This is a genomic window from Xanthomonas citri pv. mangiferaeindicae (assembly GCA_002240395.1).
Classification (GTDB): Bacteria; Pseudomonadota; Gammaproteobacteria; order Xanthomonadales; family Xanthomonadaceae; genus Luteimonas; species Luteimonas citri_A.
The window spans coordinates 850,516-862,900 of record CP016836.1 but is presented as its reverse complement, the minus strand read 5'-3'; the positions used below and the strand labels follow the sequence as shown (position 1 = coordinate 862,900).

At 71.5% G+C, this 12,385-nt stretch carries 8 protein-coding genes; 7 read left to right on the top strand and 1 reads right to left on the bottom strand.

The genetic code is table 11. From position 1 onward, the window contains the following. Positions 1-70: 70 nt before the first annotated feature. Positions 71-427 carry a hypothetical protein gene (locus BEN78_03745; GenBank protein ASR42638.1) on the bottom strand — a complete coding sequence of 119 codons (357 nt, stop codon included), beginning with the start codon at positions 425-427 and terminating at the stop codon, positions 71-73. A gap of 247 nt (positions 428-674) precedes the next feature. Between BEN78_03745 and BEN78_03740 the strand changes: the two genes are divergently transcribed. From BEN78_03740 to BEN78_03710, 7 genes are all read left to right on the top strand, one after another. After that, positions 675-1,640, top strand: a complete 966-nt coding sequence (locus tag BEN78_03740) for a hypothetical protein (GenBank protein ID ASR44888.1) — start codon at positions 675-677, stop codon at positions 1,638-1,640. Next, positions 1,637-2,086, top strand: a complete 450-nt coding sequence (locus BEN78_03735) for a hypothetical protein (GenBank protein ID ASR42637.1) — start codon at positions 1,637-1,639, stop codon at positions 2,084-2,086. The genes BEN78_03740 and BEN78_03735 overlap by 4 nt, the downstream gene beginning before the upstream one ends. Positions 2,087-2,477: 391 nt before the next feature. Further along, positions 2,478-4,031, top strand: a complete 1,554-nt coding sequence (locus BEN78_03730) for a starch synthase (GenBank protein ID ASR42636.1) — start codon at positions 2,478-2,480, stop codon at positions 4,029-4,031. Between the two features lie 47 nt (positions 4,032-4,078). Beyond that, complete coding sequence (locus tag BEN78_03725) at positions 4,079-6,241, top strand: 1,4-alpha-glucan branching enzyme (protein ASR44887.1); 2,163 nt, start codon at positions 4,079-4,081, stop codon at positions 6,239-6,241. Continuing rightward, positions 6,229-7,989 (top strand): malto-oligosyltrehalose trehalohydrolase, encoded by a 1,761-nt coding sequence (locus BEN78_03720; protein ASR42635.1) that lies wholly within the window; start codon positions 6,229-6,231, stop codon positions 7,987-7,989. The genes BEN78_03725 and BEN78_03720 overlap by 13 nt, the downstream gene beginning before the upstream one ends. Continuing rightward, positions 7,986-9,881: a 4-alpha-glucanotransferase gene (locus BEN78_03715; GenBank protein ASR42634.1), complete on the top strand. Its 1,896-nt coding sequence runs from the start codon at positions 7,986-7,988 to the stop codon at positions 9,879-9,881. Before BEN78_03720 ends, BEN78_03715 begins: the two co-directional genes overlap by 4 nt. Continuing rightward, positions 9,878-12,385 (top strand): malto-oligosyltrehalose synthase, encoded by a 2,508-nt coding sequence (locus BEN78_03710; protein ID ASR42633.1) that lies wholly within the window; start codon positions 9,878-9,880, stop codon positions 12,383-12,385. The genes BEN78_03715 and BEN78_03710 overlap by 4 nt, the downstream gene beginning before the upstream one ends.

Genomic DNA, 12,385 nt, shown 5'->3' with positions numbered 1-12,385 from the left:
GGTGAATTTCCGCGACGTGGGGCCGGCATCTTCGGTCCCATGTCCCGGCGCGTAAAGGCCGCAGTGTCGCTCAAGGGGCCGGCGGCGGGTCGGGCGGCGGCGGCGCGGGGTCGCCAACGGGTTCCGACAGCGGGCCCTGCTCGACGCTGTCGGCCGGGGGCGCGGCGGTGCGGTCGCCGTCCACGTCCTGAGCGGTGACGCCCGCGCCCGCGTCCGGGTTGCGAGTGGCCGCGTGGTCGGGCGGCGGCACGGTCTGCGGGTCGGTCGATAGCGCTTCTTGCTGGTCGCGGCGATCGCAGCCGGCGGCGGCGAACAGGGCCAGCGAGGCGAGGGCGGCGGCGAGCGGGCGCACGAACGGCGTGGGACGCATGGCGGGCTCCGAAAAAGGGCGGCACATCACCTTGCGGGCGGCGGGTGCATGCAGCATGTCAACGCGCGTCTCAAAAGGCGCGCCGGATGCCACCACTGAGGTCTGCCCTGCAGGGCGTGTGAGCGCGCGCGCAATGACGTGATGGCAGTCACACATTGTGGCCGGGATCCCGCCCGGGCGGGATCCCGCGATGGGCTACAATCGCGTCCCCGCCCGGTTCCTGCGCGCCGGCGGCATTGCCGCCCAGGTCGAATGGCTCGGCGTGGGCGATCCCGCTCCTGCCCGGACCTGCCGGAAGCCCACCTTGCATCTGAGAGTCGCCGCCGCCCTCGTGCTCGCCGCCGCCGTGGTCCTGGCGCTGGCGTTCTCGCGTGCCGATGCACCGGCTGCTGCGAACCGGAGCCGTGACGCGGCGCCGGTTAGCGATGCATTCGCCATGTCGCGGGTGTCTGGGGCTGCAACGAAGACGACCCCACGGTTGGGACGGACGACGCGCCATGCCACCTCGCAGCGCGCGGCCTCGGCGGTCCCGGTCTCGCCCCGGCAGGCTTTCGAGCGGTCGCAGGATCTGTTCGCACTCGCGCAGCGATTGCTGCCGCTGGCCGAGAGCGGCGACGCCGAGGCGCGCTGGCTGGTCAGCCGGATCCATGAGTACTGCGCCGGCTATGCCCGGGCGCCGGTCGACTACGCACGCGACACCTTGTTGCTCGCCAGTCTGCCCCTGCCGGCCGCGCGCCCGCTGCGGGACGCGCGCGCCCGGATCGAGCGCCGCTGCGGCCGCTTCGTCGCCGACGACGCGCCGAGTTTCGTGCAATTGGTGGAACAACGGCGCGAGGCGGCGCTGGCCGGCAGCCTGCCGGCCGAGGCGGCGTTGCTGTCGATGGGCGCGCCGCTGGCCGACGACGAGGACTATCGCCGCGGGCTGGTCGACCGCGTGCTCGAATCGGCCGACCCGGATGCCTACACCGCATTGGCCCCGGCGATGGGCGAGGCGGCGGCCGGGGATCCGGCGCTGGCCGGTCGCGTGGCCGGCTCCCAGAACGCGGAGATCGCCTGGCACAACGCGGCCTGCGGCCTGGGCCTGGATTGCAGCGGCGACGGGGCGCTGATGACCCGGTACTGCGCCGAGGGTGGCATCTGCGCTCAGGATGAGAGCCAGGATTTCTCGGCGTTCGTCCGGGAGGCGTCGCCGCCTCAGGACGCCGAACAGATCGAAGAGATGACAGCTGAACTACGACGCGACCAGCAGGTCGGGATGGTGACGAAATGAAGCAGCGGGCGTTTTCGCGCAGGGTACGGTTCTGGTTCTGGGCTGCGGTCTTCTTCGGCTACTCGGTCGCGGTCGCAGGGGTGGTCGTCGATGCGATCGGCGACCATTACGGTGGCCTGGCCGAAGTCGCCGAGACCACCATCGCGGCGCCGCCCGAACAGCGCCGCCTCGGCGCTGCGCAGGTGGCCGCGTTGTATCGCGCGCAGAGCCCGACCCCGTTTCGGACGTTGCCGCCCGGGGCCACATTCCGTGTGGTCTGGCCGGATGGGTCGAGCGAGCTGGTGCGCATCGTCAGCCAATCGAGCGAACACGGCACGCAACTGGTGGAAGGCTCGCAGGTCGGCGCGAGCGGTTTGCCGTCCACGCAGACCGAGGTGCAGGTGGTGCCAGTATCGACGGCGACGCCGGCACGCCGCGCGCCCGGTGCGAACGCGCACGTCGACTGAGATGGTCAACCGGCCTTGCGCTCGCGCCATCGGCCATGCGGCGCGCGGCAGTGTCGAGGCAACCGGCCTGTAGATCGAGAGGCAGAACGCGATCGATCCGCGTGCGCGATTCAGGCGCAGCGCTGACGGGCAGCGTCCCCACAGCGCATTCATCGCATCGTTGTGCCCGTTGCCTGCGTCCGAGATGGCGAAAGTTCGTCCCAGGCGTCACATCGCGGCCATGCCCGCTTCACGACGCTTTTATTGGCGCATTCCCATAGTGGATTCAAGGCCGGGACGATCGTCCCGTCGCCGGTGACTCCCCCACACGCCATCCCGCCATGGATCGCCGCCCTGCCCGGGCAGCGCGCCGTATGACGGCCGTTCGTCGCCACGCTTATCGGACTTCGTCATGCCACAGCCCATCGACCACCCAGGACCCGTGGTCCGCGCCAAGACCGTTCGCGGCTTGCAGCGCCAACGCGATGCACGCGGCCGGTTCGCCCGTTCCGCTCCGACCGCCCGGATCGCAGTCACCGCGCCAGCGCGACAACCCTCGCTGTTCGTGACGTCGGAGATGAGCGACTTCGTCAAGGCCGGTGGTCTGGGCGAGGTGGCCGCTGCGCTCCCACGCGCGTTGCGCGCGCGTTATGACGTGCGGGTGCTGATTCCGGGCTACCCGGCGGTACTGGAGAAGGCCGGCGCGCTGGAGATCGTCGGTGAGATCGCCGGCAGCGCCGCATTGCCGGCCTGCCGCATCGGCCTGGTGCGCCAGGCCGACGGCCTGCCGGTCTACGTGCTGCTCAACGCCGCGCTGTTCGAGCGCGAGGGCTCACCCTATGTCTCGGATGCCGGCACCGACTGGGACGACAATGCAGTGCGCTTTGCGACCCTGTCGCATGCAGCCGCGCAGATCGCCGCCGGCCGCGCTGGCCTGGATTGGACGCCGCGGTTGCTGCATCTCAACGACTGGCCGTGTGCGCTTGCCGCCGGCTACCTGCGTTGGGAGGGGATCGCGGTCCCCAGCCTGCTGACGATCCACAACCTCGCCTACCAGGGCCTGTTTCCGGCGACGATGGCGCCACAGTTGGGCATTCCCGAGGCCGCCGCGCCGGCGCTGGACTTCTACGGCCGGCTGTCGTTCCTGCAGGCCGGCATCGTGCATGCCGACCAAGTCAACACCGTGAGCGTGAGCTATGCGCGCCAGATCACCGGCCCGGAGCTGGGCTGCGGACTCGATGCGCTGCTCGCACGCCGCGCCGCGGCCGGGCGCCTGAGCGGGATCATCAACGGCGTGGACGCCAGCTACGATCCGCGCACCGATACGCATCTGCCCGTGCACTTCAGCGTCAATCAGTGGCAGGGCAAGAACGTCAACGCCGAGCAGGTGCGGCGCGAGTTCCATCTGCCGCAGAGCCGCGGACCGCTGTTTGCGGTGGTATCTCGGCTGGTGCACCAGAAGGGTATGGACCTGGTGGTGGAGGTAGCGCCGCAGATCGCCGCCGCCGGCGGCCAGATCGTGTTCGTCGGCCAGGGCGAACGGCAGATCGAGCGCTCGGTGCGCACGCTGTGCGGCCGCTATCCGGCGCACATGGCGGCGATGATCGGCTTCGAGGAGAGCCTGGCGCGGCGCGTCTATGCCGCATCCGATTTCCTGTTGATGCCCTCGCGCTTCGAGCCGTGCGGGCTGAGCCAGATGTACGCTCAGCGCTTCGGCAGCTTGCCGATCGCGCATGCCACCGGTGGGTTGATCGATACCGTCGACGACGGCGTGACCGGCTTCCTGTTCGCCGAGCCGTCGGCCGATGCGCTGCGCCGTTGCGTCGGACGTGCGTTCCGGACCTGGCGGCTGCCGGGCCTGATGTCGGCGATGCGTCGCGCCGCGATGCTGGTGCCCTCGGGCTGGGAGCACGCAGGCCAGCGCTACGCCGACCTCTACGCGCGCACCGCGGCGCGCGCCGCATGAGCGAATCTGCCAGCGCCGGCCACGATCCGGCGCATGCCTCGGACGACCTGGGGCCAGAAGTCGACGCATTGCTCGAGGCCTGCGCCGCCGATGCATTCGCGCTGCTCGGCCCGCACGTCCAGGCCGATGGTGACATGACGGTGCGCGCGCTGTTGCCCGGGGCACACGGCGCGGCGCTGGTCGACGCGACCGGTGCGGTGCTGGCGCCGATGCGCGCGCGCGATCCGCGCGGCCTATTCGAGGCGCGGCTGGCGACGGGGACCGATTACCGCCTGCGCATCGAATGGCCTGACGCGGTGCAGATCACCGAGGACCCGTACCGGTTCGGCCCGGTGCTGGAGGAGGCGACGCTGCATGCGCTGCGCGACGGCGATCCCGATGCGACGCGCCGCGCGCTCGGCGCCCATGCCAGGACGCTCGATGGCGTGCCCGGCACCGGCTTTGCGGTCTGGGCCCCGAATGCGCAGCGGGCCGCCCTGGTCGGCGACTTCAACGCCTGGGACGAGCGCCGGCATCCGATGCGCCTGCGGCATACCGCGGGCGTGTGGGAGTTGTTCCTGCCGCAGGATCTGGCCGGGCAGCGCTACAAGTTCGCGATCGTCACTGGCGACGGCCGGCGCTTGGCGCACAAGGCCGATCCGCTCGCGCGGCAGGCCGAACTGCCGCCGGCGACCGCGTCGATCGTGCCGCAGCAAGGGCCATTCGCGTGGACCGACCAGGCCTGGATGGCCGAGCGCGAGACACGCGCCGACCTGCCGATGAGCATCTACGAAGTCCACGCGGCGTCGTGGCAGCGGACGTCCGACGGCGCATCGCTGGACTGGGACGCGCTCGCCGCGCAGCTGGTGCCCTATGTCGCCGGGCTGGGCTTCACCCATGTCGAGCTGCTGCCGGTCGGCGAGTACCCGTTCGGCGGCTCCTGGGGTTACCAGCCGACCGGACTGTATGCGCCGACCGCGCGCCACGGCGGGCCCGACGGCTTCGCCCGCTTCGTCGATGCCTGCCATCGTGCTGGTCTGGGCGTGATCGTCGACTGGGTCGGCGCGCACTTCCCCGACGATGCACACGGGTTGCAGGGCTTCGACGGCACCGCGCTCTATGAGCACGCCGACCCGCGCGAAGGCCTGCATCGTGACTGGAACACACTGATCTACAACTACGGCCGCAACGAGGTCTCGGGCTATCTGATCGGCTGCGCGCTGGAGTGGATCGAGCGCTTCCATCTCGACGGGCTGCGCATCGATGCGGTTGCCTCAATGCTCTACCGCGACTACAGCCGCGGCGACGGCGAGTGGGTGCCAAACGAACACGGCGGGCGCGAGAACCTGCAGGCGGTCGCGTTCCTGCGCCGGCTCAACACCGAGGTGGCCGCCCGCCATCCCGGCGTCTGGGTCATGGCCGAGGAATCGACCGCGTGGCACGGGGTGACCGCGCCGGTGGAGGAGGGTGGCCTGGGGTTTTCGCACAAGTGGAACATGGGCTGGATGCATGACACGTTGCAGTACATGCAGCGCGACCCGGTGCATCGCCGGCACCACCACAGCGAGATGACCTTCGGCATGGTGTACGCGTTCTCCGAGCGCTTCGTGCTGCCGCTTTCGCATGACGAGGTCGTGCACGGCAAGGGCGCGCTGTTGTCGAAGATGCCCGGCGACGACTGGCGCCAGCGCGCCAACCTGCGGGCCTACTTCGGCTTCATGTGGGCGCACCCGGGCCGCAAGCTGCTGTTCATGGGCGGCGAGTTCGGCCAGCGCCGCGAGTGGGCCCACGACGGTGCGCTGGACTGGCACTTGCTCGACGACCCGGGGCATGCCGGGATCCAGCGCCTGGTCGGTGATCTCAATGCCCTGCTGCGTGCGCACTCCGCACTGCATGTCGCAGACGACCGGCCCGAGGGCTTCGACTGGAGCGTCGGCGACGACCACGCCAACAGCGTGTTCGCTTTCCTGCGCCATCGTCCCGGCGGCGGACGTCCGGTGCTGGTGGTCAGCAACATGACCCCAGAAGTTCACCACGGCTATCGGGTCGGGGTGCCGCATGCCGGGCGCTGGCGCGAGATTCTCAATACCGACAGCGCCCACTACGGCGGCAGCAATGTCGGCAACGGCGGTGATGTCGTCACCGCCCCCGAGAGCATGCACGGTCACGCACAGTCACTGCGGCTGACCCTGCCGCCGCTGGCGACGATCTGGCTGGAATGCCTCGGGTGAGCACGCCGGCAGGCGCCTGGGGCGCGCAACCGCAGGCTGACGGCACGGTGCGGTTCTCGATCTGGGCGCCTGCCTGTACGCAGGCCTGGTTGGTCCCCCAGGACGGTGCGCCGGTGCCGATGCGTGCCGACGGCGACGGTGGCTTCGTGCTCGACCAGCCCGCCGCGCCCGGCCTGCGCTATCGCTACCGGCTCGATGACGCGCTGGTGCCCGATCCCGCCTCGCGCTGGCAGCCCGACGGCATCGACGGCCCGAGCGCGGTCGTCGATCCGGCGGCCTATCGCTGGCGCCACGACGACTGGCGCGGGCGTCCCTGGAACGAGACGGTGCTCTATGAACTGCACGTCGGCGCCTGCGGCGGCTATGCCGGCGTGCGTGCGCAGCTGCCGCGGCTGGCGAAGCTGGGCATCACCGCGATCGAGTTGATGCCGCTGGGCGAGTTCCCGGGCGCGCGCAACTGGGGCTACGACGGCGTGCTGCCGTACGCGCCAGCCTCGGCCTACGGCACGCCGGACGAACTGCGCGCGCTGATCGACGAAGCCCACGGACATGGCCTGATGGTGTTCGTCGACGTGGTCTACAACCACTTCGGTCCGCACGGCAATCATCTGCCGGCCTACGCGCCGGCGTTCTTCCGCAGCGACACGCCGACGCCGTGGGGCGCGGCGATCGATTTCCGCCAGCCCCGGGTGCAGCGTTTCTTCATCGACAACGCGCGCATGTGGCTGCACGAATACCGCATCGACGGGCTGCGGTTCGACGCCGTGCACGCCATCGCGCCGCCGGCGTTCCTCGAGACCCTGCGTGCTGCGCTGCGCGCCGAGATACCGGCGCAGCGGCACGTGCACCTGGTGCTGGAGAACGAACACAACACGGCCTCATGGCTCGGCGGCGATGGCTACGACGCGCAGTGGAACGACGACTTCCATAATGCCTTGCATGTGCTGCTGACCGGCGAGACCGAGGGCTACTACGCCGCGTTCGCCGATGCGCCGGCCGCCCACTTGTCGCGCGTGCTTGGCGAAGGGTTCGCCTTCCAGGGCGAGGCCGATGCACGCGGCCTTGTGCGTGGCGAACCCAGTGCCCAGGTGCCGCCGCAGCATTTCGTGGCGTTCGCACAGAACCACGACCAGATCGGCAACCGGGCGTTCGGCGATCGGCTCGCGTCGCAGCTGCCGGCCGCGCGGCTGCGCGCGGCGCTGGCGCTGACCGCACTCACGCCGATGGTGCCGCTGTTCTTCATGGGCGAGCCCTGGGGGGCGACCGCGCCGTTTCCGTTCTTCACCGATTTCCCGCCGCCGCTCGATGCCGCGGTGCGCGAAGGCCGGCGCCGCGAGTTCGCGTCGTTCGCCGCCTTCGCCGACCCGCAGGCGCGCGCGCGGATCCCGGACCCCAATGCGCTCGCGACGTTCGAACTGGCGCGTCTGGACCCGGGCGAGGCCGAGGCCGGGCCGGGCGCCGAATGGGCCGCCTGGTTCGCCGACCTGCTGGCGGTGCGCCGCGCGCAGTTGGTACCGCGGCTTCGCGCGTTGCGCGCACAGGGCGCGCGCGCCATCGCGCCGGCCGCGGTGCGCGCGGCCTGGTCGGATGGCACGTGGCACATGGAGCTGGTCTGCAATCTGGGCACGACGCCGGTCGCGTTCGAGCCGGAGCTTGCGACCCCGCTCGGCCACTACCGCAGCGACGGCGGTCCCGATGCGTCACAGGTGCCGCCCGACACCACGGCGCTGCGCTGGGGGCGGGCATGAACGCCGCGCTCCATGCGCTGGCCGACGCCGCTGGGCTGTGCCGCGCATGGGAGGACGCCGCCGGCCGCGCGCGCATTGTCGACGACGGCGCACTGCGCGCGATCCTCACGGCGTTGGGCCTGCAGACCCATACACCGGCGGCGATCGAGGCGGCGCGCCGCGCATGCGCTGCTGCCGATGCGATCCCGCCGCCGCTGGCGACCGCCGAAGCCGGCATGGCCTGTCGTTTGCCGGCCGGCGCCACACTGACACTGATCCATGAGGATGGCGACGAACATGTGGTCACTGTCCCGGCGGACGGCTGCACTCGCGCACCGGTCCGGCCCGGCGACTGGCGATATGTCTGGCAAGGGCGCACGCAGACGCTCGCGGTCGCCCCGACGCGCTGTTTCGGCGTCGCCGATGCGCTCGGTATCCCCGCACCGCGTGCCTGGGGCGTCGGGCTGCAGGTCTACGGCACGCGCGCCGTGGACGATGGCGGCGTCGGCGATGCCGCCGGCGTGCTCGACTGGGCGCAGCGGGTCGCGGCCGCGGGCGGCGATGCGCTGGCGCTCAGTCCGGTGCATGCCGCGCGACCGCGGGGCGGCCTCTACAGTCCGTATTCGCCCAGCGATCGGCGTTTTTTCGATCCGGTCCACGCCGCACCGGCCCTGGTGCTCGGCGATGACACCGTCCGCGCGCTGTGCGCGGCGCTGGAGTTGTTCGCGACCGACGGCGCGGACGCGGATCTCGTCGACTGGCCGGCCGCGGCCGGGCTGCGCTGGCGTCGGCTGCGCGCGCTGCATGAGGCGCGCGATCGACTGCCCGAGACCGCCCGTGCGGCATTGACGCAGTTCGAAGCCGCAGGCGGTTCCGCGCTCGACGCCTTCGCCAAGCACGCCGCCGCCGACTTTGGCGATGACGATCCGTCGCTGCATCGCTTCGCGCAATGGCTGGCGGCTGGGAGCTTGGACGTTGTGCAGGACGCCGCTCGGCAACACGGCATGGGCCTGGGGCTGATCGCCGATCTCGCGGTGGGCTTCGACCCGGCCGGCGCCGAGGCCGCCGCCTGCCCGGATGCGGTGCTGCAAGGGCTCGAACTCGGCGCGCCACCCGACGCCTTCAACGCCGAGGGCCAGGTCTGGGGTGTCACCAGCTACGCCCCCAGCGCTTTGCGACGCCAGGGCTTCGCTCCGTTCCGAGCGTTGCTCGATGCGACGATGCGCGGCCGCGGCGGCATTCGCATCGACCACATCCTCGGCCTGATGCGCCTGTGGGTGGTGCCGCGCGGCGCGCCCTCGTCCGCCGGTGCCTACCTGCGCTGTCCGCTGGACGATCTGCTCAATCTGGTCGCGCTGGCGTCATGGCGCCATCGCTGCATCGTCATCGGCGAGGACCTGGGCGTGGTGCCGCCCGGCATCCGCGACACGTTGGCCCGTCGCGGCGTGCTCGGCATCGACGTACTGCCGTTCACCCGCGACGCCGATGGCGCCTTCCTGCCGCCGTCGCGCTGGCGCCGCGAAGCGATTGCGACCACCACGACCCACGACCTGCCGACGCTGGCCGGCTGGGCATGCGGCCGCGATCTCGATTGGCGCCTGCGATTGGGGAGTCTGACGCCGGCGGACCAGCGCGTGCAGCGGCAAGCACGCGCGGCCGATGTTGCCGCGCTCGACGCGGCCTGTGCGCAGGCACTGGGGACGACCGGGCCGACAGCCTGGCGCGCCTTCGTCGCCGCTTCGCCTTCGCCGCTCGCGCTGCTGCCGGCCGAGGACGCGTTGGACCTGGACGAGCAGCCGAACCTGCCGGGCACGGTCGACACCCATCCCAACTGGCGCCGACGCCTGCCCACGCCCGACGCATCGTTGGATGCAGCGCTGGCCGCGTTCGATCGTGCAAGGAAATGCCCATGACCGCGCTGCGCGCGACCGCCCGCCTGCAACTGCATGCCGACTTCGGCTTCGACGCGGCCGCAGCGCAAGTCGACTACTACGCCGCGCTTGGTGTCAGTCACCTGTACCTGTCGCCGGTCGGTACCGCGGTGCCCGGCTCGACCCACGGTTACGATCAGATCGATCCCACCCGTCTCAATCCCGAGCTCGGCGGCGACGCCGGCTTCGCGCGGCTGGCGCGCACTGCGCGTGACGCCGGCCTTGGCCTGCTGCTCGACATCGTGCCCAACCACATGGCCACGCACGCCGACAATCCGTGGTGGTGGGACGTGCTTGCCCAGGGGCGTGCGTCGCGCCACGCGGACTGGTTCGATATCGACTGGCGTGCGCCCGGTCGCGAGGGGCGGTTGTGGCTGCCGGTGCTGGACCGGCCGCTGCGCGCCGCGATCGCCGATGGCGTGTTGCAGGTCGAGGATGGTGCGCGCGGCCCGGTGCTGGTGCATCACACGGTACCGTTCCCAGTGACGGGCGCGCCCGAAGGCGACCGCGCCGCCTGGTGCGCCGCCTGCAATGCCGACCCGGCGCGGCTCGAGGCGCTCGCGCTGGCGCAGCCCTACCGGTTGGCGTGGTGGCGCACGGGCTTCGATCGCGTCAACTACCGGCGTTTCTTCGACATCACCTCGCTGGCGGCGCTGCGGATCGAACACGTGCCGGTCTTCGACGCGGTGCATGCGCTGCCGCTGCGGCTGCTGGCCGAGGGCGCGATCGACGGCGTGCGCATCGACCACGTCGACGGCCTGGCCGATCCGCGCGGCTACCTGCGGCGCCTGCGCCGCGCCCTTGATGCGGCGAGCACGGGGCCCGATCGACCGGTGCTGCTGGTCGAGAAGATTCTCGCGCCGGGCGAGGGGCTGCCTGCCGACTGGGCCTGCGACGGCACCACCGGCTACGACTTCATGGACCAGGTCGCCGGCGTCTTGCATAACGACGAGGGCGAGGCCGCGCTGCAGGCGCAATGGCGTGCGGCCAGCGGACGCAGCGGCGATTTCGCTGCCGAGGAACGACTGGCGCGTCACCAGCAACTGGACCGGGCGCTGGCCGCAGAAGCCGACCGCGCGGCGCGCGCCCTCGACGCCGTGGTCGCCGGCGATGCCGCGTTGCGCGAACTGGGGGCGCCGGCGCTGCGCCGGGCGCTGGTCGCGGTGCTGTGCGAGTTTCCGGTCTACCGGACCTATGCGCATGCGGGCGGCTTCGACGCCGACGACCTGGCGCGCTGGCAGACCGCGGCGCAGTGCGCGCTCGCGCGCGACGACGATGCGGTGCTGGCGGTCGCGGTCGCTGCGCTGCTCGAGGCCTTGCAGCGCCCGGGCGCGGCCTCGCGCGCGCTGCGCTTGCGCTGCGAACACCTCTCGGCGCCACTCAATGCGAAATCGGTCGAGGACACCGCGTTCTATCGCCACGGCGTGCTGCTCTCGCGCAACGAGGTCGGCAGCCACCCCCAGCATCTGGCACTGCCGGTCGAGGACTTCCATACGGCCGCTGCCCGCCGTGGGCCGCGGGCGTTGCTGGCGACCTCGACCCACGATCACAAGCGCGGCGCCGACGTCCGGGCGCGGCTGGCGCTGTTGAGCGCCGAGCCCACCTGGTGGGCGAATGTCGTGGCCGATGTTGAGTCCTCGCTGGTCGAAGCCTGCGCGCCGGTCGATGGCGGTGACCGCGCGATGCTGTGGCAGACGCTGGTCGGCGCCTGGCCGCCCACGTTGCGCGCCGACGACAGCGCCGGCGTCGCGCACTTGCGCGAGCGCGTCGCCGCCTGGCAGCTCAAGGCCTTGCGTGAGGCCAAGCTGCGCTCGTCGTGGACGCGGCCTGATGCCGACTACGAGGCCGCGGCGACGGCGCTGCTCCGTCGCGCGCTTGCCGACGACAGCGCGCGCGCGGTGCTCGCGCAGGCGGCCGAGTGCTTGGCCGCGCCGGGCGTGGTTGTCGGCTTGGCGCAGGCGGCGTTGCAGTTGTGCGTGCCCGGTGTGCCGGACCTGTACCAGGGCTGCGAGGGCTGGGATCTGTCGCTGGTCGATCCCGACAATCGGCGTGCGGTGGACTTCGACTTGCGCCGGGCGTGGCTGGCTGACGACCGCGCACCCGATGCGGACTGGCGCGAGGGGCGTCCCAAGGCCTGGCTGTGGCGATGTCTGTTGGCCTTGCGTCATGCGCACTCGGCGCTGTTCGCGCATGGCGACTATGCCCCGCTGTACGCCGACGGCGATGCAGCCGATCGAGTGCTTGGATGTACACGACGGCATGACGGCGATGCGCTGATAGTGCTCGTGCCGCGCGCGTTCGGGCTGTCCTGGGTCGAGGGGGACGCGCCGGCACTGGTTCCCCGGGTCTGGAATACGACGTCGATCGTGCTTCCCGATGGCCGCTGGCGCGATGCGATCGCCGGCACCGTCGTGGCAGGCGGGCGGCATCGGCTCACGGCGCTGTGGTCGCGGTTTCCCCTGGCGGTGCTCACCGCCGAACGATGA